The sequence below is a fragment of the Marinobacter persicus genome (assembly GCF_002934325.1).
Classification (GTDB): domain Bacteria; phylum Pseudomonadota; class Gammaproteobacteria; order Pseudomonadales; family Oleiphilaceae; genus Marinobacter; species Marinobacter persicus_A.
This window is the reverse complement of sequence record NZ_PTIV01000004.1, coordinates 25,631-49,135: the sequence shown is the minus strand read 5'-3', so window position 1 is coordinate 49,135 and position 23,505 is coordinate 25,631. Positions and strand designations below refer to the sequence as shown.

General features: G+C 57.8%; 17 protein-coding genes, 1 other RNA gene and 1 riboswitch. Of the genes, 6 read left to right on the top strand and 12 right to left on the bottom strand.

Features of this window, described 5'->3' with window-relative positions; all coding sequences use genetic code 11:
- Position 1: 1 nt before the first annotated feature.
- Both wecC and wecB read right to left on the bottom strand, forming a co-directional pair.
- The gene (wecC, locus tag BY454_RS03395) at positions 2 to 1,276 is read right to left on the bottom strand and encodes a UDP-N-acetyl-D-mannosamine dehydrogenase (protein WP_104415325.1); all 1,275 of its coding nucleotides are present in this window, start codon (positions 1,274 to 1,276) and stop codon (positions 2 to 4) included.
- On the bottom strand, positions 1,273 to 2,427 hold the full coding sequence (wecB, locus tag BY454_RS03390; protein ID WP_104415326.1) for a non-hydrolyzing UDP-N-acetylglucosamine 2-epimerase: 1,155 nt from the start codon (positions 2,425 to 2,427) through the stop codon (positions 1,273 to 1,275). Before wecB ends, wecC begins: the two co-directional genes overlap by 4 nt.
- A 206-nt stretch (positions 2,428 to 2,633) precedes the next feature.
- On the opposite strand from wecB, the gene BY454_RS03385 reads away from it, so the two are divergent.
- Positions 2,634 to 3,800, top strand: coding sequence for a hypothetical protein (locus BY454_RS03385; RefSeq protein ID WP_104415327.1), 1,167 nt, complete (start codon positions 2,634 to 2,636; stop codon positions 3,798 to 3,800).
- Here the strand turns inward: BY454_RS03385 and BY454_RS03380 are convergent.
- The 10 genes from BY454_RS03380 to prsK all read right to left on the bottom strand — a co-directional run bounded on the left by BY454_RS03380 (position 3,787) and on the right by prsK (position 19,555).
- Complete coding sequence (locus tag BY454_RS03380; protein ID WP_104415328.1) at positions 3,787 to 4,809, bottom strand: glycosyltransferase; 1,023 nt, start codon at positions 4,807 to 4,809, stop codon at positions 3,787 to 3,789. The two genes, BY454_RS03385 and BY454_RS03380, sit on opposite strands and share 14 nt — an antisense overlap.
- Entirely contained in the window at positions 4,799 to 6,181 is a 1,383-nt protein-coding gene (locus BY454_RS03375; protein ID WP_104415329.1) for a phenylacetate--CoA ligase family protein, read from the bottom strand. The genes BY454_RS03380 and BY454_RS03375 overlap by 11 nt, the downstream gene beginning before the upstream one ends.
- Positions 6,171 to 6,806, bottom strand: a complete 636-nt coding sequence (locus BY454_RS03370) for an acyltransferase (protein ID WP_104415330.1) — start codon at positions 6,804 to 6,806, stop codon at positions 6,171 to 6,173. Before BY454_RS03370 ends, BY454_RS03375 begins: the two co-directional genes overlap by 11 nt.
- The gene (locus BY454_RS03365) at positions 6,803 to 9,394 is read right to left on the bottom strand and encodes a hypothetical protein (RefSeq protein WP_146082683.1); all 2,592 of its coding nucleotides are present in this window, start codon (positions 9,392 to 9,394) and stop codon (positions 6,803 to 6,805) included. Before BY454_RS03365 ends, BY454_RS03370 begins: the two co-directional genes overlap by 4 nt.
- 73 nt (positions 9,395 to 9,467) lie before the next feature.
- A complete protein-coding gene (locus BY454_RS03360) occupies positions 9,468 to 10,928 on the bottom strand; it encodes an oligosaccharide flippase family protein (RefSeq protein WP_104415332.1) in 1,461 nt (486 codons plus the stop codon).
- 3 nt (positions 10,929 to 10,931) lie between these two features.
- Positions 10,932 to 12,359: an exosortase/archaeosortase family protein gene (locus BY454_RS03355; RefSeq protein ID WP_104415333.1), complete on the bottom strand. Its 1,428-nt coding sequence runs from the start codon at positions 12,357 to 12,359 to the stop codon at positions 10,932 to 10,934.
- 102 nt (positions 12,360 to 12,461) lie between these two features.
- Complete coding sequence (locus BY454_RS03350) at positions 12,462 to 13,199, bottom strand: PEP-CTERM sorting domain-containing protein (RefSeq protein WP_104415334.1); 738 nt, start codon at positions 13,197 to 13,199, stop codon at positions 12,462 to 12,464.
- Positions 13,200 to 13,240: 41 nt separating this feature from the next.
- Positions 13,241 to 13,322, bottom strand: a riboswitch (cyclic di-GMP riboswitch).
- Between the two features lie 187 nt (positions 13,323 to 13,509).
- A complete protein-coding gene (locus tag BY454_RS03345; protein WP_104415335.1) occupies positions 13,510 to 15,849 on the bottom strand; it encodes a tetratricopeptide repeat protein in 2,340 nt (779 codons plus the stop codon).
- Positions 15,850 to 15,908: 59 nt separating this feature from the next.
- A complete protein-coding gene (gene prsR, locus BY454_RS03340) occupies positions 15,909 to 17,279 on the bottom strand; it encodes a PEP-CTERM-box response regulator transcription factor (RefSeq protein WP_104415369.1) in 1,371 nt (456 codons plus the stop codon).
- Positions 17,280 to 17,374: 95 nt separating this feature from the next.
- Positions 17,375 to 19,555: an XrtA/PEP-CTERM system histidine kinase PrsK gene (gene prsK, locus BY454_RS03335; RefSeq protein WP_104415336.1), complete on the bottom strand. Its 2,181-nt coding sequence runs from the start codon at positions 19,553 to 19,555 to the stop codon at positions 17,375 to 17,377.
- A gap of 101 nt (positions 19,556 to 19,656) precedes the next feature.
- Here prsK and BY454_RS03330 point away from each other — a divergent pair, with 101 nt between their 5' ends.
- The 5 genes from BY454_RS03330 (at position 19,657) to recR (ending at position 23,500) form a co-directional block, all read left to right on the top strand.
- Complete coding sequence (locus BY454_RS03330) at positions 19,657 to 20,418, top strand: 2OG-Fe(II) oxygenase (protein WP_258075548.1); 762 nt, start codon at positions 19,657 to 19,659, stop codon at positions 20,416 to 20,418.
- Positions 20,419 to 20,506: 88 nt separating this feature from the next.
- Positions 20,507 to 20,603, top strand: an RNA gene (ffs, locus tag BY454_RS03325) — signal recognition particle sRNA small type.
- A gap of 87 nt (positions 20,604 to 20,690) precedes the next feature.
- Positions 20,691 to 22,538 (top strand): DNA polymerase III subunit gamma/tau, encoded by a 1,848-nt coding sequence (gene dnaX, locus BY454_RS03320; RefSeq protein ID WP_104415337.1) that lies wholly within the window; start codon positions 20,691 to 20,693, stop codon positions 22,536 to 22,538.
- A gap of 4 nt (positions 22,539 to 22,542) precedes the next feature.
- Positions 22,543 to 22,866 carry a YbaB/EbfC family nucleoid-associated protein gene (locus BY454_RS03315; protein WP_104415338.1) on the top strand — a complete coding sequence of 108 codons (324 nt, stop codon included), beginning with the start codon at positions 22,543 to 22,545 and terminating at the stop codon, positions 22,864 to 22,866.
- Positions 22,867 to 22,897: 31 nt separating this feature from the next.
- Complete coding sequence (gene recR, locus BY454_RS03310; protein WP_104415339.1) at positions 22,898 to 23,500, top strand: recombination mediator RecR; 603 nt, start codon at positions 22,898 to 22,900, stop codon at positions 23,498 to 23,500.
- Positions 23,501 to 23,505: the final 5 nt, after the last annotated feature.

Below are 23,505 nucleotides of genomic sequence, written 5' to 3'. Positions count from 1 at the left end.
GTTACGGGGCTTCCGTCAGGCCGACCACATCGATTAATCCGTCAACCTCGTGGAGCAGGTTGCGTATTTCCATGAATGAGGCGTGGCGGACCAGCACGCAGGTAATGTCTGCTGTCTGCAAAACCTGCAGCATGTTCACCAGTTTGATGTTGTCGGCCTGCAATGACGGCGGCAATTCCCGCACGTTGGGTTCCACCACCAGCACCTGGCACCCCAGTTTCGCAATGCCCTGGGTGATTCGCAGGGCTGGGCTTTCCCGGAGGTCATCGATGTCGGGTTTAAACGCCACGCCTAGGCAGGCCACACGAATATCGCTGCGCTGGGTGCCCGGGTGGTCCTGCTCCATTCGTTCAATGGCACTTTGCACCTTGGTCATGACCCAGTCGGGCTTATGATCGTTGATGTCTCTTGCGGTGCGAATGAGCCGCGCTTGCTCGGGGGCACTGTGGGCAATAAACCAGGGGTCCACGGCGATGCAGTGGCCACCCACACCGGCACCGGGCTGCAGGATGTTCACCCTTGGGTGCCGGTTCGCCAGCCGAATCATTTCCCAGACGTTGATATCCAGGCGATCGCAGATCAGTGACAACTCATTGGCATAGGCAATGTTGATATCCCGGAAGCTGTTTTCGGCCAGCTTTGCCAGTTCCGCCGTCCGGGCCGTGGTAATGACGCATTCTCCCTGGACCACCTGGCGGTAGAGTGTGACAGCGGTTTCAGCGCAGTAGGGCGTGATGCCGCCAATCACCCGGTCGTTTTCCACCAGTTCCCGGATAACCTGTCCTGGCAGCACCCGCTCGGGACAGTGAGCCACCCGGATGTCGGAAGCAGAGCCATGGGAATGGGGAAGAGTGAGGTCAGGGCGTTCCTCGGCCAACCATTCACATACCGCTTCGGTGGTGCCAACCGGGGAAGTGGATTCAAGGACCACCAGATTGCCCGGCCGCAACGAAGCGGCTAGTGAGCGCGTGGCGGCTTCCACGTAACTCAGGTCGGGCACGTTGCCATCCTTGAACGGTGTGGGCACGGCAATCAGGAAGGCGTCGGCGGGTTCGGGCCGGGTTGCGGCGCGCAAGTACCCTTCGGTCACTGTGGCTCGAACCACAATGTCCAGGGAGGGCTCCACAATGTGCACTTTGCCCTGATTGATGGTGTCCACCGCACGCTGATTCACATCCACACCGAGAACATCAACCCGCCGGGATGCAAACACCGCAGCGGTGGGTAACCCGACATAACCCAATCCCATGACGACAATGCGTTTGAGGTCATTCATAAACAGAGTCCTTGTACCTTGCGGAAATAGGAGGGATCGGCCTGCAGCGCCTTGATGATTCGTTGGCAGGCAAGGCCATCGCCGTAAGGGTTATAGGCCCGGGCCATGCTCCGATACGCAAAGCGATCCTTGGTGAGCCGTTTCACCTCGCCAACAATGCGCTCAATGTCAGTGCCTACCAGCTTGACCGTGCCGGCTTCCACCGCTTCCGGACGCTCGGTGGTGTCGCGCATAACCAACACGGGTTTGCCGAGGGAGGGGGCTTCTTCCTGAATGCCACCGGAGTCGGTCAGGATCAGGTGGCTGCGGTTCATCAGGTACACAAAAGGCAGGTAATCCAGCGGTTCGATCAGATGAACCGACCGGTTATTGCCGAGCAGGCGCAGGACGGGTTCGCGAACGTTGGGGTTCAGGTGTACCGGGTAGACAACCTCCAGGTCCGGATGTTCGTCCGCCATCCGGGCAATGGCCTGGCAGATACGTTCGAAGCCTGCACCAAAGCTCTCCCGACGGTGGCCCGTGACCAGGACCAGCTTTTTATGGCCATCCAGAAAGGCAAATTGGTGCTGCAGGCGTTTAGCCAGGGCCCGGTCCCCATCAATGCGATCCCGGACCATCAACAAAGCATCAATAACTGTATTACCCGTAACCCGGATATGTTGCTCTGACACCCCTTCACGCAGCAGGTTGTCGCGGGCGGTATTGGTGGGTGCGAAATGCAGGTTCGCCAGGGCGCTGGTGAGCTTGCGGTTGGCTTCCTCGGGCCAGGGTGAATACAGGTTGCCGGTGCGCAGGCCTGCCTCTACGTGGCCTATGGCAATGTGTTGGTAATAGGCCGCCAGACTGGCGCCCAGGGTCGTGGTGGTATCGCCATGCACCAACACCAGGTCAGGGCGTTCCTCCTGAAATACCGGTTCCAGGCCCTGGAGGATATCGCCGGTCAAGCGACTCAGGGATTGGCCGGGTTTCATCAGGTTAAGGTCGTGGTCCGGGCGGAGATCAAAAAGCTCGAGAACCTGATCCAGCATCTGCCGGTGCTGGGCAGTGACGCAGACCTTCGCATGGAAACCGGGAGTATTCGCCAGAGCCAGGGCCAGAGGCGCCATTTTGATGGCTTCCGGCCGGGTACCAAAGACGGTTAGTACTCTCATACAAGACCTTCCCTGGAGAGTGCTGTTGATTTTGTTTGTAACATCAGGTTACACAATGTTTCGATTTTCTGCACAGAAATTAGTCAAAAAAATTTACATCTCGCACAGGAAGCGCTTGTGCAGACGCTGAAAACCAATGCTAGACTTTTACCGTGTGTAACATGATGTTACTTTTTGATGGGCCAAACGGTTTGGAAGGGGTGGTCATGACTTTCTCACGCAGACGTTCGCTGGGCCTTGTCATTGCGCTGGTCGGCATGTCAGGGCCTTTTGCCGCGCAGGCAGAGGTTATATTTGAAGAGAATTTTGACGATCAGCCGGATTGGACGAGTGCCATGCACAGTAGCGACACGGTGCAAAGCGCGGACACGCATATCATTCCCGAAGGCTGGTATTCCATTCGTCAGGATCCCGTTTGGGCCCCCTCAACCGGCCATCCGGACAGGCACGAATCCATCGAGATACTGGAAAGTAACGCTGACAAGGCCAGAAGTGGCAGTAAGTCTTATGTCAGTTGGCGTGACTCCTATGATGCCGGTTGGGATTACTGGGGCTCGGAATCAATGATGGTTAAATATTTTCCACAGGGCTATGACCAGCTTTATGTGGAATTCTGGGTGCGGTTTGACGACAACTGGATGCGGGAGTACGTCCAGGGCACCGATGCGGCCGGCTCAAAAATGTTCCGAATTTCCAGTTGGCGTGGTGAAGGTCAGGGCAACGAATACCAGGCCTTTGGCGGCGGCGACCTGGGGCCGATCTTTATCTGGGATCACAACATTACCGGGTACGGCGTGAGAAACGCCATGTCGTTACGGGGCGGCCCCCATGGCGACAACTACGGCTTTGTGACAGGTGATATTGAGGATGCGCCGCGATCCCTGGTTGGTTCCGGGGACCTGAACATGAACTTTACGGGCGATGTGCAGGGGCGTGGCATTGATGGTACAACGCCAAAAATACCCGACAAGCTCAACGGTGGCTTCATTACCACCGATCCGTACGCCAGCGTTTCCCATGACCAGATCTTTGGCCCGGGTGACACCTGGACCAAAATGGCCTTCTTCGTAAAGATGAACTCCTCACCGGGTGCCAAAGACGGCGTGCTGATCGAATGGATGGATGACCAGCAGATATTCAAACTGGAAACCATTCCCTGGATCCGGCCTTCAACCACCGAAGATGAAAATGCCAAGTGGAACCTGGTGGCCATCGGCGGCAATGACTTCTTCCAGACTTACCCGAACGATCAGCGCCACGAAGAGTGGTATGCCTACGATGACCTGGTGATAAGGACGGATATACCCAGCTATCTGCAGACCGATACAGCCCTGGCGCCGCCTTCAGCACCCCCTCAGATCACTGTTGATTAGATGTCGGATCTGTTGCACCGGTTGGGGTTAGTACCTGTATCTGCTGGTCAATCCTGTTTTTCAGGGTTGACCATTCCTGCGTCAGTTCCTTCCGGAGCGTAACCTGATCCGCTTTCAGTTCGTCAAGACGACGGCCAACCTCGCCTATGGCGTGATTAATGGCGTCTACCGAGCATGGATCGGTGTAAACAAAGCCTTTTGAGAAATAGCGCCGGATGGTCAGGGTGTTTGCAAGCACGGCCGGTTTATTGGCCACCAGAGACTCATAGGCCCCGCAGTTCAGGGTGAATTCCTGGGTTGTCAGGATAATGCTGAAGTCACACCTGAACAGGTGATCAATGTAGTCTTGCTCCGGCACAAAGCCCAACAGATGAATATTGTTATCGACAGCATCCAGGGTGTGCGGATTCGCTTTTTTGAAGTTTCCGGTTACATAGAAGTCTGTGTCGGGATGCTGTTTCATGGCCTCAAAAACTTCCCGATAGGGTTCATCCTCAGCAAAGGTGCAGACAAAGAACCCCGACAGTTTCCCGGTTTCCCCGGCACTGTGATTATCACCAGGTCGCAGCGCCGGCAGGGGATCCGGGAGAATGTAGGCGTTTGCGCCCTGTTGTTTGATGTACAACCGCAAATAGCGATTGGTGACGATGGTAATGTCGGCGGTGCGAAGGGTGAATCGGCTCAGTGCATGGAATACCCGCCATTTAAGCTGCCTGGAATGGCGGGTACCGAACTTGAAGTTGGTGTGGCGGTCAACGACCACCCGATAACCGAAAAGGGGCCTTAATAGCAACACCAGCGTGGCCAGGATTACGGATGGATTCTGGACGAATACGATCTTTGGTTTGCAGGTGAGGAGGGTTCTGATCGTTCTCTGCGTGAGCACGAGATAGCGCGGGACACCCTTTTTGCTGGTTTCAAGAATATGAAGCTGCGCATTGAATTTGCGTGAAAGCTCCACCGTTCGGCGTTGGGTCTCCCAGGAGAGCCAGATTCTGTCAGTAGCCATGATCGATGCCATCCATCCCGATGACGTTCTTGAATTTACCATTGCGCCCCCGCGGAATACTCTCCACGGGTTCAATTGTCAGCACCATGGCATCCGCGACCCGTTTCCGGAAATTGGCCCGGATGGTGTCGGAGTCTGATGGCTCCAGTAGGCCCTCGGGCACCAGCTTGACCGTGCAGTGGTCTGGAGCTGTCTGGATGATCTGGGCTTCCCGGATACCACGAACACCTTTGAAAATATGGTCCATACGCCCAAGACGTCGTCCATCGGGCGTCTGTATGTAATCATCCTCGCGACCGTTGATCGCCTTAAGGATACTGACAGGGCCGGACCCGGGGGCTCTCGGTGACTCCAGGGTAGCGGTGTCACCAATCCGGTATCGCAGTATAGGCATGCAGGTATTGGTGAGTGTTGTCGCCAGTATCGGTCCTGAGTCGGGTTGCTGTTCACTGGTACAGACTTCGGCAATGCCGAGCAGAGGGTTGGTCCGATAAAGGCCGCTTTGATCCTGGCCGGCGAAGACCAGGTACTCTGCGGTGCCGTAGTAGTCGAAGACCGGGCAGTTGAACACGGACTCTATTTTCTCCCGCTGCCAGTCCAGGAGTGTTTCGGAATTGGTGACGATGGCTTTTGGCTGGAATTTTGGCTCTGTGGCCGAGCGCAGATAACAGGAAGCCAGTTCACTGATGGCGGAGGGGTAGCCAATCAGCTCCCGGGGTTGGAAGCGGTCCAGGTCCCGCCGATACCAATCAAAGGTTTGGTCGTTCAGGTGATAAGCCGAATAGAGGCGCTGGTTTTCTGCCCGATTGTAGCGGGCAAACGGCGGCGACATATTATCGGGGGGTTGTACCATGCGACCGGCAAACGTGGCGCGGCGGGCGCCGAAAGGCACACCATGGCTTTCCTCATGATCAACCACCAGGGCCATGGCCAGCTTGTAGGTGTGCTCGTTGACCCCAAGCGCCAGGGGCGTGCCGGTGCTGCCGCTGGTGTGCTGCACAAGCCAGGGTTTCTCCCCGGCATGGCGTAGTTCTTCAGCATTTTCCCGGACGGTTTGCTTGTCCAGGGGTGGGATTTTATGCAAATCCGATAGCGCGGTGATGTCGTTCTCATGCAGCCCATGTTCGGCGAACAGTCGCTGGTAGTAGGGGATGGCGTTTCGACAATGCCTGACCATGCGGTGCAGTTGCTGATTCTGCCAGGTTTCGCGCTGGGCGGGCGTCCATTCGCGGGCGTCTCGGGCCTGCTGTAACAAGTGGTGATAAAGACCGGTGTAGCGTTTCTGGAATAACCGGTATCCCATGCCGGTAACCAGCAGGTTTTGAAGCCAGACCGGTGAGGCCAGGTAGATGGCTTCTGCGTTACTGGCCATCGGAATCGGCCTCTTTTTTGGCGGATTCGGTTTTTGGGGTCAGGCGGTTGCCGATCACCTTGGCAGGGTTGCCCGCCAGAATGGCCCCAGGCTCGGCACTGCGGGTCACCACACTGCCGGCGGCCACCAGGGTCTTGTCAGCCAGGCTGACCATGACGATGGCCTGGTTGCCCAGCCAGCAATCGCGGCCGATGTGAATCTTTTCAAAATGGCCACCCTGTTCTTTGATGGGGGTTTCCGGATCGGTGAAGTTGTGCTGGCGGCTGCCGCTGAGCACATGCACTCCGCTGCCCAGCAGGGTGTTATCGCCAATACTGCATTTGCCAATGTTGCACCCGGGGCCGATGTAAATGCCTTCGCCCAGGGTGGTGTCCTGATGGGACAACAGGGTGAGAAAGCTTACGCTGATGTTGTCCGAGGTGTGTGTGCAAGCCAGCTTGTAGAAGGCGGCACGAAGGTATACGCCGATCTTGCCGGGGATCAGGCTCAGCAGTTGTGAAAAAGACTGGAAGACACTGTCTTTGTTGCCCGCCAAGCTCACTACCCGATACAGCAGGAACAGCGGCAGTGCCAGTACCAGGAACACGAGTTTGATCAGTTTCTTGATTTGATGGCGAGTACTCATCGGCGATCCAACCTTGATGCCAGCCAGGCCCGTTCGTGGTCAAGCCTGAAGGTTTTAAGGCCCCGAAAGACTCGGGCAGTGACGCGTCCGAGCAGTTCGGGTAGGGGTAAAACCGGCGGTGCCAGGCGCGATGCCTGGATCAGGTCCGTCTGCAGGGCCACCTCTGGCAGGGTCATGGTTGCCAGGTGGGGGCCGTGATTCTGTAGCAGAATCATTTGTATGCGGGTGAAATGCTTTTCCGGGCTCTTTTCAAGGGTGCTGACCACGTAATCAAGCCACTGCTGTCCTTTTTCCAGATAGCGATTCCGGTACTCTGGATCAAAACAGGCGGCCTGATACATCAGCATGGCCTTGCGAATATCCTGCGCCGCCCAGGTGTGGTTGTCGAACTCCAGGTCTTCGGACTGGGCGAGGAAGGGTTGCTCGTTTTCCACTATCCAGCGTGTGTAATGACGAAAACAGGCAAGGGCATACTGGTAGTGCCAGTCATGGCATTCGGCTTCATGGCTGAGCAGTAAATATCGACACAGGCTGCTGAGAAAGACCAGGTAATGCCAGTTCGCCTCCCGGTCCAGCAGGTTTCGTGCATCGAGATCATCGTCTGGATGGCAGGTCTGTTCAATGACATCCCGGGCGCGTTCCAGCCAGTCGTATCCAGGTTCCAGAAGATGGGCATCCAGCAAAGCGTTCAGGTAGTTGCCGGTACCTCGGGTAAGGGGGTAACGGTGACGGGTGGGGCGCTCCAGATGGAGTATGGCTTTGATTTTTGGCAGATCCTGCTTCTTGACCGCCAGTACCTGCTCCAGAAAGCCGCCGCAGCCCTCGTGTAATCCCACCATCCAGCGGGTCAGGTCCATGACCGCTTCCCGGGAGGTGGCCTGTCCGGTCATCAGGTAGTGGTAGAGAAGGCCGGTGGTATAGCAATGCTCCGCACCCGGCCCACCGCCGGTTTGCCCCGGTGTGCTGCTGGTCTGGTTGTGGCGGCTGAACGTCCGGTGCGTGGCCGTCTGGGCCGGCAGGTAATGATCGGTATGCCAGAACAGGCCGTTGTTGTATTCCGATCGGTCTTTCTGGGTGTGGTAGATATCAATGTCGGCGACGTGGGACGCCAGGTCGTTCATCAGTTCAAACCAGCGCCGGTCCCCGGTGGCCGCAAACTGACGGGCGAAGCCGTAGAGCGCGTCGTACTGGTTGTTGTAGTGGGAAACCAGTGGTGGCTCGTCATCGGGCTGATACAGGCATTCGTGATCCGCAAAAATATCGCCGAAATTGCGCCAGCCATATTCATCGATTGCTTCGCGCTTTGCGAAGAAGTTAGAGGGGCCGTCCAGACCCAGCTGCAGCAGGCCGGAAAGCGGGTCGTGCTCGGCGTTGGCAGAGAACCAGGGGAAAGCGTGGGCCTGTTGGTAGGTCGATCCTGGTAGGACCGGCACCAGCGGCGCGTAGGCCCACGCTAGGTCAAAGGCCGGGTCCTGATAACTGAACAGGCAGCACAGGGTTCGGCGTTCACCACCCTGCAGTTCGTGAAGCCGGTTATCTGGCTGCGCCGGAAACAACCCCACCGCCGTGGTTTGGTTGTTGTGATGGATGCTCGAAGGAAAGTTCTGCCAGAACCCCGGGACCGCGATCTGGAGCTGGTATTCCGGGCCGCTGAGTTTCAGCTGTGGGTTGGCTCTTTTACCACTGGCCTCGGCCCCATCGGTGAGTAACCGGTAGCCCGGCAGGTGGGTGGTTCTTTCCTGGTGGCGGTCAACGTGGTTCAGGCTGTCCCAGTTTTCGCCGCCACTGGAATCCTGGTAGAGGGTGACCTCGGCTGCGGTTTGCCACTGGCTGTCGGGAGCTGTGGCATCGGCCTGGAGACTGGCAGTGTCGTGATGGCCTGACGTGTTGGTGACCAGCTCCAGACTGCGAAACAGCACGGAGCCTTCGTCTCCCAGGTCCCACAAACCGCCGGGATGGCGGGCACGATTTGGGTTGTGAATCTGCACCTGCGCCCTAACCACGCCGGTGTGAGAAGAAATGCGGAGCTGGCAGTGAAACCGGGCCAGGGGGCTGTCATCGGGCCGCAGCCATTGGCCGGTGAGTGTCGCGTAGACATACAGGGAGCCACTGCGGCGCAGGTGCCAGTCGGCATCCGCCACCGTCTTGCACAGGCTGCCATGCTCATCTCTCAGCTCGGGTTGGGTGGTGATGCTCCCGGCATTGCTCTGGTTTTGCCAGATTGGTTGGTTGGATGTCAGCCGGAACGTGCCGCCGGCGGTCTGGATTTGCCAGCCACCAATGGCGGAGTCGATGTCCATGGGCTGGTTACTAGCAGTGTTGGTGGCTTCCCGAACCCATAGGGTCTGGTCTGAACGGGGAGCCAAATCGGTTTCGAACTCCACCAACACCCACCGGATGCTGGCATCGGGCCATCGGCACAACACGGTAAAACAGGCTGGCAGGGGCTGGTCACTGTTTGCCACGGTCAGCGCCAGTTTTGAGGCGTCACGAATCAACCCGCGCGCCAGGGGGACGCCCACGAAAACAGGCTCGCTGTTCCTGGCGATGCCGGTGGTTTCGGTAAGTCGAATGGCGATCGGTTCCATGGTTTTGCCCACAGCTCAAGTCCGTTTGCTCTTCAAGAGCATAGCGCCCATTTGTTGTAACATAAAATTACATTTAGGCGCTTTTCCGTTCACTGTAAAGTTTTTTGACAAGGAATCGCAGCTGGTGTCCTTCCTCGCTACCTCGCATCCAGAGCCAGGCTATGACAAGTGTGGCTGCCGCTGCTGAAAATACAAAAACGACACCCCTGGTCAGGAACTCCACCAGAAAGTGCTGGCTGGCAAGCGGTAATGCGATGGTCAGGGAAAGAGCGAACAGTGTGCCTGCGGCCGCGGGCAGGCAGAGTAACGCAAGCCGGCCAACGCTGAATTTTGTTTCCCGGTCCAGGATGACCAGCAACAATACTGTGGTCGCCACCGCCAGCCAGCCCCTGGCCCAGGCCATGGTGTAGAGGCTTTCCCGTGCTATGCCGGCGAGCACGGCAATAATGATCAGCGTGGATAACAGATCAAACCAGAACAGCAATTTCACTCGCCCCTGGGCAATCAGGGCGTCACTGATCACGGAGAACAGGCAAAACGTAAAGAAGAACAGCCCAAATGGCCGTAGCAGGCCCGCAAATTCACTCCAGTCCGGCCCCAGCAGCACACGCACAATCAGCTCCGGGTACATCATGATGAAAGCGGTGATCGGCGTGAGCACTGTGATCAGCAACGCCATTCCCAACCGAACCCGAAAAGCGAGGGTATCCGCTTCCTTTTTGCCTTCGGCAATGGCTGCCAGCAGCGGTTCAGTCATTGGGATGATCGCAGATAAAGCTGGCAACAGGCTCACTTCCCGGACCAGGTTATAGCCACCCAGCTGGGTGGTGCCGAACCAACGGGAGACCATCAGGTTATCAATCTGGGAACGGGTGAATCCGACGATTCCCCGCATCAGCAACCACTGGGAAAATCGCCACTGCTGGCCGAGATGGGCCAGGGTCCAGGATGGCCGAAAATCATGCACGCGGTAGGAGCCGATGGTGAACACAACAGCTGAGACTACCGTCCCGGCAATCATCGCCCAATGGCTGGGGCTGATAAACGCCCAGGTAACAACGGTGGCGAACGACAGCAGTTTTTGCCATAGCGTCAATCGGAACACAGGCCGGTAGTTAATTTCCCGGGCCAGGAGCATCACGCCGGGTGTTTTCAGGGAACGAATGGGCAGGGTTACCGAAGCCACGGCCAAGGCAGGCGCCAGGGCTGGTGTATCAAAGAACGAAGCAATGGGAACGGAAAGCATGATGATCACTAGGCACATGGCGGATTTTATGCTGATGTCCATGCTCCAGGCGGTATTGAGGTCGGTATTGCTCACCTCTGTCTTCTGGATGATGTACTGCTGGCTGCCCGTTTCCACCAGTAATTCAAAGAACTGCAGGGCGATCATCACCAGTGCCACGACGCCGAAGTGCTCCGGCAACAGCAGCCGGGCAAGGATCAGGGTGCTGACAATGCCCAGCCCGCGCTGTATCAGCTGGAGGCTCAGCAGCAGACCGGCACTTTTAACGACACGAAGGCTGGCAGACATTGGCTACCGATTATGTAAACGGATGGTATCAAGCCGTTCGTTGATGGCGGCCGTTGCATCGTCACAGCTCAGCGGCGAGCAGGCCGCAAGCAGTGTGACCAAGGCAAACCGGCTTTCTCCCTTGAGTGTAGCCGGTATTTGCAGAAGCTTGGCGTCGCGGTAGCTATAGGCCCGGTAGCTACCCACCTGGTACCACTGGGAAACAGCCACCTTCTGGCGGTTTATCAGGTGTTGGTAGATGTTGATATTGTTCCGGGTGTCAGCCTTTAGCCAAAGTTCACCATCGATGGTGGGGCGCAGGTAGGGCACCAGCTTGTGGTCTGTGGCGGGTGAACGGACGGATTGTGCCAGGGATACCCAGACGCCATCACCGTCCTGCCAGAGTTCCTGGTTCAGGCTGGCGGGTAGTCTCAGCGTGACAGGAAGTTGCGACGGCTCGACCGGCTTGAGTTCGGAGTTACCCGGCTTCCATGCCGGGGCGGCTGTGGCGGTAAACTGGGCCAGGTTAATCGCAAGTGGTCCAACCAGGAAAGCGATAACCAGCGCCGCAAACCCCTTGCGGAAGATCGTGGTCGGCTGAGTCTCAGGCACATGGACGGTCCGTCGACGAGCGGGCGCAAAATACAGCGCCGGAAGAATGAAAGCACCGTACACCAGCCAGCCCAGCATCTCGTGATCGGTCAGTAACGGGCTTTGCATCCGGCTTTGATAGCCGATCACCACCAGCATGAAAATGCGCACCCAGTTGGCGATCAGGCCAATCACCATGGCCGCTGTTACCAGTCCCATCCAGCCCTTCCAGCGGTAATCGTTAAGAATGGAGACAACTGCGGCAAGCAGAATGGAGATGGCGAAGTAGCGAATGCCGGAGCAGCCGTCGGCAATGATCAACCGGCCCCAGGGCAGGGTGATCGAATTGCCTTCAATCAGTGCGGTCATATCGAACAACTGGATCCAATAACTGACCACCGCACTGGCAAGGGCAACCAGAGCGGGTATGAAGTCTGCCCAGATTGGTAGCGAGAGGGATAACAGCAATACGTAGGGCAGAAACCGTAAAGCGCTGTTTAATCCCAGCAGGGTCCAGGCGACGCACAGCATGCCGGCGGGCAATAGCAGGTAGCTCAGGGTATCGATACGCACCAGTTCCACCAGTGCCCATGCCAATGTTACCAGGACCAGTAATACCGCACCGGCCAGACTATGTTCCTGGATCAGGCCAGGCTTTTTACCGGGAGCGTGAGGTGGATGGATCACCAGCAGGATGAGGAAAATAATACCGGTTGCCAGACCGTGGGCAAGTACCTGCTCGAATTCGAGCCATTGCCCGAAGAGCCGGGCCCAGGTAGGAAAAAAAAGAACGACGGATACTGCGGTAACCAGCAGATAAGGGCGGTATAAATGAAGGTTGTCCAGTGTCTTCCTTAACATCGTCTCGGGCCGACCTGTCGCGTGTCTCTTACGACATTATGGGTACGCAAAAGCGAGAGATACAAGAAAAGCCAGCCGGAGCTGGCTTTCCCTGTGTTCTGGTCAGGCTTTCTGACGGCGGCGTGCGGCTCCGAGGCCAGCAAGGCCCAGTCCCAGCAGCGCCAGGGTGCCGGGCTCGGGTACCGGGACCACGGATTCGACAATGACTACCAGATCATTGAAGTCCTGATCCGAGTTGGCGTAGAGCACGTCTTCCCAGGCCAGAATATACTCGCCAGGAATCCAGGGCCCCGCAGAGAACGGATCAATCTGGATTTGATCTCCGGTGCCGTTATAGGCAACCATCTGATCGTTATCGCCATTCAGAAGGCTGTCTGAATAAAACAGGGGGCCGTCGCTGGTGCCCATGTAGAAGCCAAATTCGTTGGCGGCAAAATCAACCGTTGTGTCGTCAAAGTTCACAACCACGGAACCATCCGCCAGAATCGAGAGCAAGGATTGCGATCCGGTTGTTTGTGGACCGCTGAACAGCTCGACCCAGGAGCCTGAGTCGTATCTGTCATAGACCCCAAAGGTGTTGATGTTCGAGTTGCCCGCGATCTCGATAACGAATGTGCTGACAGAGCCGCCAGACCCGGCTACCTGCCAATAACTGTCCATTCCGTCGTCCAGGTAGTCTTCATAGGCATTCACGGAAGAGTCGCCTCCCACGGTAATGCCATCAAGAATTGACTGCAGGTTGGGGTTTCCCGGGTCGGGACTTGTGGTGCTCACAAGAGCACTTGCTGAGGTAGCCCAGGCAGATACAGCGACCGCCGCTACGATAAGTTTGAGTTTCATGAGAGTATCTCCGGTTGTTAGCTCTAATTCCTTGTAGTTTGCTTTGCAACCAGGCGGTCTCCTTTGCTTGAGAGATCCTTGGCTTTCCGTCCCATCCTCACGAATGGTTTGGCACCGGTCGGGTGCTCCCCGAAGCTTATAATATTGGTAGCGATAACCGTGCCAGTTGTTAAGGTGTTGAAATTAATGGTAAATAATTTTGTTTTGGAAGGCGTGTGTAAAGGATTTCGACAACGGCCGTGGAAGAAGGGTTTGAAGCCGCTCGGCAATTCGCATGTAACAGAATTGCCGAGCGGACTGTCAGTCTGGTTTACAACGCCTCCCGGGCGGCTTCCAGATGTGCGGAGATTTCTTCGTTCTCCGGAGCCAGGGCAACGGCCTGTTCAAGAACACGGATGGCTTCGTCATTCTGGCCAGCCAGGTGCAGCAGCCAACCATAGGTGTCCAATACCATGGGGTTGTCTGCTGCTTTTTGGGAGGCTTGTTCGGAGAGAGCCAGAGCCCGCTGGGGGTCACTTTCCCGGAGAACCCAGGCCAGGTTGTTCAGGGCTGCGGGGTTGCCGGGGTTGCTGTCCAGAACCGTTTCATAGTGGCTTATGGCCAGTTGCTCCTGGCCGTCGCTTACCAGCCAGTCTGCCCGCGCCATATTGGCGGCCGGGTTCTGAGGCTGCTGCTCGATCCACGCTTGGGTCACCGAGCCCAGAGCCTCGGCGCCTTCGCTCCGTGCCAGTCTTAACAAGGGCGGAATGAGCACATCACGCCGTTGTTCCTGCCACTGGGAAAACAGATAGTCGAACGCCTGCGTGGTGCCATTATTGGCTTCGAGCACAGACGTGCGGGCGATAATCGTTGGGCCGGCTTTACCGGTTACCTCTTCCGCCGCATCAATTTCTTCCAGGGCACGATCAAGGTCGCCCTCGGCCTGGGAGATGGCTGCCGGGAGCAATAACACCCGCAAGGAGTTGGGCGCCAAACCAATGGCTTCCGAGGCTTTGGCCCGGGCTGTTTCGTAGTTACCGGCATTCACCGCAGCGCGGGTTTCTGCCAGTAGGAGCTCAATGTCAGCCTGCTTTACATACTCGGAGTCGGTTTGCTGGTACGGGGCAAGACGTTCCCGTGCCTGTGCAAGGTTACCCACTCCAATGTTGACGAGCGCAGCGAGTACATCAGCGTTTTGTTCCAACTCCGGAGTTTGTTCTGCCAAACCATCGAGCCAATCCACAGTGTCCTGGGGCGGATGGCTTCGGGCGTAAAGCCTGGTGGCCTGTTGTAACGCTTCAATACGATCAGGTGTGAGGCGCGCCACTTCCAGAAGCTGGGTGATGGCAGCGTCGGGCTGTCCAGATGTTATGTAGTGATGGGCCAGTGCCAGGCGCAGGCGGGTGCGCTCTGGTTCGTTGTTGATGGCCTTCTGCAGGCTTGCGATGCCAGCTGTCTGACGCTCCTCATCGTCAAAAGACAGGGCAAGAATGCCGTGCATGGCAAGGATGTCATTGTCATTGGGGCGGGCCTCCATGGCGCGCTCCAGTGTCTGCAGGGCCTCTTCCCGTTTGCCGGTGTCGATCTGTGCCATGGTGGCGGAACGCAGAAAGGGTGTCGGCGTGGTTTCCGGGTCCAGGTTTTCGGCCAGCAGCCGACTCCCTTCTTCGGCATTACCGGTGCTGGTACTCAGGGCACCGAGCATTAGCGCAGCAGCCCGGTTGTCCGGATCCATCTCCAGCATATCTCCGAGAATTCGCTTGGCCTCGTCAACATTGCCTTCCTGCAGTGCTGCGATGGCTGCTTCTCCCTGTTCGCGCGCGGTGGTGTCCTGGTGTTCGGCAAGGATCTTGTTATACACCTGAGCCTCCACCGCCTTGCCCTGTTCGGTCAGTACCCGGGACAACAGCGTCAGGATGTTGCGTCGTACCGGGAGGAATACATCCGAGGCCGGCAACTCGCTGGCCGCGTCAGTGAGGGTCTGGGCCGCGCCATCCAGGTCATTTTCCTGATACTGGGCGGCGCCTTTCCAATAGCGAACCTGGGGCTCTGGAGGGTTTTGCTCCAGCCAGTCGTTAGCGGTGCGCACGGCTTGGCTGGCCTGGTTGAGGTCCAACTGCGCCCGCAAGGTGCCAACCACCGCCTGAGGGTTGGATGGGTGGTTCTCCATCAGGTTGCGAAACAGTGACAGCGCTTCGGTTGCATCTCCCGAAAGCCGCAGTGCCTCGGCCCGCAACAGGCTTGCTTCGGTTTGCTGGACGGGGCTTTGTGGCTGATATTGGTCCAGGGTTTCCCGGGCGGACAGGTGTTTGCCCAGGCGCACGTAGGCGGTGGCTAACGGCAGGGCCACGTCGCTGGCGTGGCCTTCCATCCACGGCTCAAGGAGCTCCGCAGCTTCCCTGGCGGCTCCAATGTCCAGGTAGAGTTCGGCGAGCATGACCACATGATCGACGTTGTCCGGGTCTGCCTTGATGGCATTTCTGACTTCGAGCAACGCCGAGCGGTACTGCCCCTGATCGGTGTAGGTTTCTGCCCGTTCAATGTGAGACGCCGCTTCATCGGTATTCGATGAATCGCCGCCGTTACAGCCTGTCAGAAGGGGCAGCAGGATGACGCCTGTCGCCAGCAGTGCGAGCAGGGGATGTCTGGCTTTGAGGCCGAATGTTTTCATTGTTTGGGCTCCTCCTTGATAGGTATGACAATGAGCGGGGCAAGCCCCGGTGCCAAGGCTCAGGACGTGGACACGGGCGTGGATGTTTCAATGCGGTACTTGTCCGTCAGGTTATAAAGGGTGGGCCGGGTAACGCCCAGGAGCCGCGACGCCCTGGACATATTGAAACCAGTGTTCTGAAGGGCCTGGACGATGGCGCCGCGTTCTGCTTTTTCCCGAACCTGCCGGAGATTCAACTGGTTGGCATGGTCTTCGTCCGACTGCTCCAACTGAAGATCATCGGCCGACACCCGTTTGCCGTCAGCCATGATGATGGCTCGTTTGATCTTGTTGATCATTTCCCGGACGTTGCCAGGCCAGTGGTAGCCATTGATGGCCTGGACTGCATCCTCGGCGAAGCACAGGTTGGGGCGGTCCATGTCAGTACCCAGCTGCTTGAGCAGAGAGCGGGCAATTACCAGGGCATCCCCGTTGCGTTCACGCAGGGCGGGAACGTCCAGAGTGATTTCGGCGATGCGGTAATAAAGATCTTCCCGGAATTCCCCCTGATCCACCAGTTCCTGGACGTTGCGATGGGTAGCGCAGACCACCCGCACGTCCACGGGTATGGGGTTGACTGAGCCTACCCGGTCCACGACCCGTTCCTGCAGGAAGCGAAGCAGTTTCGCCTGCAGGGCCATTGGCATGTCGCCAATTTCGTCGAGGAACAGGGTGCCGCCATTGGCGCTTTCAATCTTGCCTTTCTTTGCCTGGGTCGCGCCGGTGAAAGAGCCTTTTTCGAAACCAAAGAGTTCGCTTTCCAGAAGGTTTTCGGGAATGGCAGCACAGTTGATGGCCGCAAAAGGCTTTTCTGACCGGGGGCTGCGGTCGTGCAGGGCCCGCGCCAGCAGTTCCTTGCCGGTACCGGTTTCGCCGGTAATCAGCGTGGTCACATCCGTTGGAGCTACTTTTTCGATGGTACGGCAAATGGCCAGCATTTCCGGGCTGGCCGCGACAATGCCTTTGATGTTGGAGTAGGTACTGCCGCTGGTCAGTTCGCTGTTTTCTTTTTCCAGCTCGGCGAGGCGGAAGGCACGATTAACGACAAAGGTAAGAATGTCCGCATCCAATGGCTTCTGGTAAAAATCACTCGCACCCATGCCGATCGCCTTGATGGCATTCTCACGATCTTCCCTTCCGGTGACAACAATGACCTTGGTGGCCGGAGCCAGTTTCAGGATGTCTTCCAAAAGGGCAAACCCCTCCGTCGCGCCGCCGGGGTCTGGAGGCAATCCGAGATCAAGTGTTACCACCTGGGGCTCCAGACGGCGAAGGATAGCCAACGCCGATGTGCGATCAGCGACGACCGATACCTCAATGTCCTCGCTGAAACACCAGCGCATCTGGCTTTGCAGGCCCGGGTCGTCCTCAACTATCAGCAAATGCTTCACGGCAACAACCAGTCCTTTGATCGATATTATTGTCAGGTCAGGAATGGCTGACACATGGTTATGTTTTAGCCATTCCTGACCTGAGTTATAACTGATTATTGACGCTTTGCAACGCTGATTGCTGAAAATAGTTTTTTGTGACGATTTATTGGCGCACTATCCGGTTCATCGATGTCAGAGAATGGTTCGGCATGCTTGGATGGTGAGTTGTCGGGGTGGGCAAGAGGCAGTTTGATGGAAAAGCACGACCCCACACCGGGTTCGCTGGTGACATCCATATCACCGCCAAGCTCCCGGATGTATTCCTTGGCCTGGTAGGCGCCGATACCCATTCCGGTGAGGCCCTTGGTGCTCTCGAACGGTTTGAATAAGCGGGTATGGATGAATTCTTCGGTCATGCCGCTGCCGTTGTCCTGAATAAACAGCACAACACTGCTTTTGGTGGTTTTCAGGTTGAGGGTGACTTCGCCATCTGGCGGAGTGGCGTCCTGGGCATTTCGCACCAGATGAGCTAACACGTTTCGTAATTGCTTGCGGTCAGCGCGCACCTCAATGACATCGGCAGGCGGTTGCTGAAGCACCGGAGCGGGAAGCCGCCGCGAAAGATCTTCGGTGACTTCCAGAAGCAGGGAGCAGAGGTCTGTGGTGGTTAGCGGCTCGGTATTGTTCTCCATGGGATTGCGAATCTGCTCCACCAGGTTCGACATCTTCTGGACCGCATGGTCGGTGGTGGCAATCATGTCATCAAAAAACGCCGGGTTGTTCCGGTGCCTGGGGGCATTGCTGACCATAAGGGAAAGCTGGGCGATCAGTGTCTTGAGGTCGTGAACCATGAACGCGGTGGCCTTGTTGACCGCCTCAAACTGCATGGCTCTCGACAGGCGATTCTGGGCATCGGCCTGGGCCAGTAAGTTGCAGCTCTGGCGCGCCACCACCTTGATCAGGTCAAAGTTTTCCCAGTTCAGCTCCACGTTCGCCCAGGATTTGCCAACAACCACCATTCCATACAGGTCCTTGCCGAGGTAGAGCGGGATAATCAGCCAGGCGTTCGGTAGCTTGGTAAGGGTGTCGGGCAGAGGGGGCAGTTTATGGGCCAGGGCAGTGGCTTCATAATCTGTCAGGTCGATAATCCATTCCCGTTCCTGAAGATACATGACCAGTTCCGCATCCCTGTCGATGATGGTATAGCGGGGCACGTTCATGTTCAGGCTCGCCTGCAGAATGTAGTTCTGTTGATCGTCCTGCAGCCATAACGCGCCCGCATTGCTCTCCACCAGCCCCGCCAGTATTCCGATGACCCGTTCGGGCAGAGGGGGATCGTCGCCAAGATTGGCCAGTTCCCGGGTCATCTTCAGCCATTCCTCGCGGTAGTCGTATTTGTAGTCGAAGAAATTCCGGCTGATGAAAACCATTAACCGCGCCCGGATCCTGCGCGACAGAATCAATGTGGCCAGGAATGCCAGGGCGATGGTGATGAAGACAACTTCCAACGCCTCGCCCCAGTCGCCTCCCATGGCTCGTACGTAGTAGCCGCCCGCGGCCAGGAAGAGCAGATACCCCCCGGCGAATATCAGGGTTCCCACATGGAAAACGGCGGTGCGCGAGAGGTGGAAATCCACCGGTTGCCGGCGGGTGTTCAGGACATTAACAGCGAACAGTGGGATGAGTGCGGCGTTCACGAATCCCCGGGCATCCCAAAGCGGCTCGGTGATTTGGCCAAACAGCAGGGCATCGGAGTACATCAGGAAGTCGTAAGCAAACAGGGTGGCAGTACCGACACACAGATACTTGAGCGATGAGCGCCCAAACGCGGGTGAGTTGCGCCAGATCTGTTCCACCAGTGAAAGCCCGAGCAGGGAAAGCGCCAGTTGCCCAATGATTCGGGGCTTACCAGTAATGAGATTGACAGAAAACAGGGCCTCGACGATGCCCAGAACGGCCAGCGATGTAACCAGTACCGCCGCCGCAATTCCGAGCCCCTTCTTAAGGGAGTCCGTTCGTCCGCCCTGGCGCAAGGCGGTTTGCAGTATGGCGAACAGCAACAGGATCCAGGCGCTGTCACGGAAGAGTTCAAGGAGGTAACGAGCCAGAAACCCTGGCTGCCCGAGCAATGCCTGCGCCACCAGAATAGCGGCCCAAAGGGTGCTGATAATGGCGGCAAGAAACAGTGCCCGGTCGATATCGCGCCTGAGGTAGCGGGTGGCAACCAGCACTGCCAGCACTCCATACAGCGCAGCGGCAGTGCCGTAGCTGATGATGCCTGGATCCCTGAGCATCGGCCTGTCCTTAAGTGTATCTGCTTATCCGCGAAGTGAATTAAAGCCTTCGCGCGAGCACATTTGCTCTTACAATAGCTCAAAATTCAGGAGGTCTGTTAATGGACAGAGAAGACACTGGCGCCGTGGTGATCCCCATGCCTGAGCCCCGGCTGCAGATGGGGGCGCAACAGCTCGATAAGGCAGCTGGCGAAGAGCCGGGTGTATTTAATGGTGGGCTCGCGGCTGCCCCGGCGCTTGATGAGCTGTGGCTCGATGAGCTGGCCGATGGCCTGAGCGAGCATGCCTGGATGGAGCTGGACCTGGCTGCACGAATGCCTGCGGGGCTTCTGGATGCGCTGCACCACGAGGTCAGTGTCCTGCATAACGCCGAAGCCATGCGCCGGGCGGGGATTGGTCGTGGTGAAGACCTGATGAAAGACCGCAGCATTCGCCGTGACCAGATCGCTTGGATGGAAGGTATTACTGAACCACAAGCCATGCTGTTCCGTTTTCTTGATGAGCTTATGGCGGGGCTGAACCGGCGCCTGTTTCTGGGCCTCAAACGCTATGAAGCCCACTACGCCACCTTTGAGGCGGGCGATTTCTACAAGCGGCACCTGGACAGTTTCAGGGGCAGGGCCTCTCGTGTGGTCACCCTGGTGATGTATCTCAATGAAGGCTGGGGCCTGGAAGACGGTGGCGAGCTTCGGGTGTTCAGTGCCGAAGATGAAGAGCGCGTGGTTGGTCTGATGCGTCCCGAGCATGGCAAGGCGGCGTTGTTTCTGAGTGAGGAAATACCCCACGAAGTGCTGCCGGCCAACCGCACCCGATTCAGTATCGCCTGCTGGTTCCGCCAGGATGAGGTGCCATTGCCGTTGTAGGGTAACCAGGCGTTGTGAAGGCCGAAACCTTCTGTTACTATGCGCGCCGCTTTCAGGGAAAAGTCCTGAAACGCCGTTATGGTGGCCCCATTGGTGCCTCCGCAACATGAAACCGTGAACCCGGTCAGGCCCGGAAGGGAGCAGCCGCAGCGGTGGAATTGTGTGCCGGAGGATCGCTGATGGGGTCACCCCCAGATTTCCCTCCCCCTTTCTTCTTATCAACTCCGGTCCGTGCTAGAGTTAAGCCCATTTTTCACAGCAGTTGATGGAACATGAGCTATCAGGTTTTAGCCAGAAAATGGCGCCCCCGCACCTTTGAAGACATGGTTGGGCAGGAGCATGTGCTGCAGGCACTGGTCCATGCCCTTGAGCACGAGCGGTTGCACCATGCCTACCTGTTTACCGGCACCCGAGGGGTGGGCAAGACCACCATTGGCCGCCTGCTGGCCCGTTGCCTGAACTGCGAAACCGGCATTACGCCCAATCCCTGTGGCGAGTGTGACAGTTGTCGGGAAATCCTCGACGGCCGGTTCGTTGATCTGATTGAAATCGATGCTGCTTCACGCACCGGCGTGGACGACATGCGGGAACTCACGGATAACGTGCAGTACTCGCCGACCCGGGGCCGTTATAAGGTGTACCTGATTGATGAGGTGCACATGCTCACCAATCAGTCCTTTAACGCGTTCCTGAAAACGCTGGAAGAACCTCCCGAGCACGTCAAGTTCCTGCTGGCCACGACGGATCCGCAGAAATTGCCGGTCACGGTGCTGTCCCGTTGTCTGCAGTTCAACCTCAAGCGCATGACGCCCGAGCATATCGTTGGTCACCTGCGCCATGTATTGGGCGAAGAACAGATCCCGTTCGAAGAGCCCGCGCTCTGGCTACTCGCCCGGGCGGCCGATGGCAGTATGCGTGATGCGCTGAGCCTGACGGACCAGGCCATCGCCTTTGGCGATGAAAAACTGTCGGCCAGTGATGTCAGCAACATGCTGGGCACCATTGACCAGAGAGACATCGAACGCATCGTTAACGCCCTGGTTGAGCGCGACGGGCCTGGCCTGCTGACCGAGATCGGGCGCATTGCCGAATTCGCGCCAGACTATGGCGTGATTCTCTCGGACATGCTTTCACTGTTCCACCGGGTCACCATGGAGCAGGTGGTGCCTGGGAGTGCCGACAACGCCATGGGCGATGCCGCGCAGGTGCAGGCGCTGGCTCGTAAGCTCAGCGCTGAAGACGCTCAATTGTTCTACCAGACCGCCCTGATTGGCCGCAAAGATCTCGCTGTCACACCGGATGCCCGCATGGGGTTCGAAATGACATTGCTGCGCATGCTGGCTTTCCGTCCCGGCGCGGATCGTCGTGAGCCACCGGCTATTGGTGCAGGCAACAGCGACCGTGGCTCCCACAGCGAAGACCCCGAACCTGGCCCGGCCCCACAGCCAGCAGCCGAAGCGCCTGCTCTGGATACGCCGCCCCCGGCACCCGAGCCTGCCCACCAGCTCCCGGTTGCACCAGTGCCGGAGGAATACCCCGAGCCTCCGCCATTTGAGCCTGACTCGCGCCCGGTCGAGCCGGAGCCGCAGTTAGAGGCAGAACCAGAACTTCCCGCCGCGCCTGAGCCGGAGGCACAGGAAACCGCCGTTGCGGAGACATCGGTGGAGCACGCTGTCGCGCCGGAAAGCGAGCCTGCGCCGGCCCGCGTGGAAGCCGAAGCGCCGGTGACCGGTGATTTCGTCTGGGAGCGGGATTTCCGCCAGTTGGGCATTAACGGTATGCCGGGGAACCTGGCCAGTAACAGCGCCATGGCAATGGACGGCAACGCCGTGGTGTTAACGCTGGATGAAGGCCATGCCCGGTTGCTGAACGCACGCCACGAAGAAAAGATCCTGGCTGCCTTGAGATCCCGCTTTGGAGACACCACAACTCTGAAAATAGAGCAGGGGAATCCTGGCTCTCATACGCCGGCTGCCTATGAAGAGCGGCAGCGCGCGGCACGCCAGCAGGCTGCGGAGCAGGCCATTGCCCAGGATCCTTTGGTGAAACGTATTGTCGAACAATTTGAGGGGCGGGTGGTTACCGAGAGCATTCGCCCGGCCGACTCAGGCAGGAGATAGTCAGATGATGAACAACATGGGCGACCTGATGAAAAAAGCCCAGCAAATGCAGGAAGAAATGAAAAAGGCCCAGGAAGAGGCGGCCAAGGCCGAGGTGACGGGCGAAGCCGGTGCGGGCCTGGTGAAAGTGACCATGAACGGCCGCCACGACGTCCGCAAGGTCGATATCGATCCCTCGTTGCTGTCTGAAGAAAAGGAAATACTCGAAGACCTGCTCGCCGCCGCCGTGAATGACGCGGTGCGCCGGGTGGAAGCCGACCAGAAAGACCGGATGTCCGGTATGATGTCGGGCATGGGTATGCCGCCTGGCTTTAAGATGCCCTTCTGATTTGCTTTATCGCGTTTTTTGAGGAGTTTTCATGGCATTCAGCCCGCTGGTTGATGAATTGGTGGAATCCCTTCGGTGCCTGCCGGGCGTGGGCCAGAAAACCGCCCAACGCATGGCGTTTCACCTGCTGGAGCGTGGCCGTTCCGGCGGTGTTCGCCTCGCCGGCGCACTGAACCAGGCGATGGACGGTGTGCGGCGCTGTAACAGTTGTCAGAACTTCGCCGACACCGAACTCTGTCCCATCTGCGAAAAGCCCGAACGCCGTAATGGCACCCTCTGCGTGGTGGAGAGCCCGTCGGATCTGCTGGCCATTGAGCAGGCCGGAGATTACAAGGGCAGCTATTTCGTGTTGATGGGCCATCTTTCCCCAATTGACGGGGTAGGGCCCGAGGAAATCGGTATCGAGCGTTTGCTTGAGCGCGTTCATAGCGAAGGCGTCACCGAAATGATCCTGGCCACCAACCCAACCGTTGAAGGCGAGGCGACGGCCCACTACATCGCTGATCGCCTGGATGGCCGTAACGTCCTGATCACCAGGCTTGCCCATGGCATTCCGGTGGGTGGGGAACTGGGCTATGTTGATGGCTTTACGCTGACCCACGCCTTCCGGGGGCGCAAACCCCTCGCCGAATAACTATC

Bases quoted from the DNA above. Each gene is read 5' to 3' on its own strand.
- BY454_RS03380 (WP_104415328.1), bottom strand. From the start codon at position 4,809: ATGGCTACTGACAGAATCTGGCTCTCCTGGGAGACCCAACGCCGAACG.
- BY454_RS03355 (WP_104415333.1), bottom strand. From the start codon at position 12,359: ATGTTAAGGAAGACACTGGACAACCTTCATTTATACCGCCCTTATCTG.
- wecB (WP_104415326.1), bottom strand. From the start codon at position 2,427: ATGAGAGTACTAACCGTCTTTGGTACCCGGCCGGAAGCCATCAAAATG.
- BY454_RS03385 (WP_104415327.1), top strand. From the start codon at position 2,634: ATGACTTTCTCACGCAGACGTTCGCTGGGCCTTGTCATTGCGCTGGTC.
- prsK (WP_104415336.1), bottom strand. From the start codon at position 19,555: ATGCTCAGGGATCCAGGCATCATCAGCTACGGCACTGCCGCTGCGCTG.
- BY454_RS03360 (WP_104415332.1), bottom strand. From the start codon at position 10,928: ATGTCTGCCAGCCTTCGTGTCGTTAAAAGTGCCGGTCTGCTGCTGAGC.
- recR (WP_104415339.1), top strand. From the start codon at position 22,898: ATGGCATTCAGCCCGCTGGTTGATGAATTGGTGGAATCCCTTCGGTGC.
- BY454_RS03345 (WP_104415335.1), bottom strand. From the start codon at position 15,849: ATGAAAACATTCGGCCTCAAAGCCAGACATCCCCTGCTCGCACTGCTG.
- BY454_RS03330 (WP_258075548.1), top strand. From the start codon at position 19,657: ATGGACAGAGAAGACACTGGCGCCGTGGTGATCCCCATGCCTGAGCCC.
- BY454_RS03365 (WP_146082683.1), bottom strand. From the start codon at position 9,394: ATGGAACCGATCGCCATTCGACTTACCGAAACCACCGGCATCGCCAGG.
- BY454_RS03350 (WP_104415334.1), bottom strand. From the start codon at position 13,199: ATGAAACTCAAACTTATCGTAGCGGCGGTCGCTGTATCTGCCTGGGCT.
- BY454_RS03315 (WP_104415338.1), top strand. From the start codon at position 22,543: ATGATGAACAACATGGGCGACCTGATGAAAAAAGCCCAGCAAATGCAG.
- BY454_RS03375 (WP_104415329.1), bottom strand. From the start codon at position 6,181: ATGGCCAGTAACGCAGAAGCCATCTACCTGGCCTCACCGGTCTGGCTT.
- dnaX (WP_104415337.1), top strand. From the start codon at position 20,691: ATGAGCTATCAGGTTTTAGCCAGAAAATGGCGCCCCCGCACCTTTGAA.
- wecC (WP_104415325.1), bottom strand. From the start codon at position 1,276: ATGAATGACCTCAAACGCATTGTCGTCATGGGATTGGGTTATGTCGGG.
- BY454_RS03370 (WP_104415330.1), bottom strand. From the start codon at position 6,806: ATGAGTACTCGCCATCAAATCAAGAAACTGATCAAACTCGTGTTCCTG.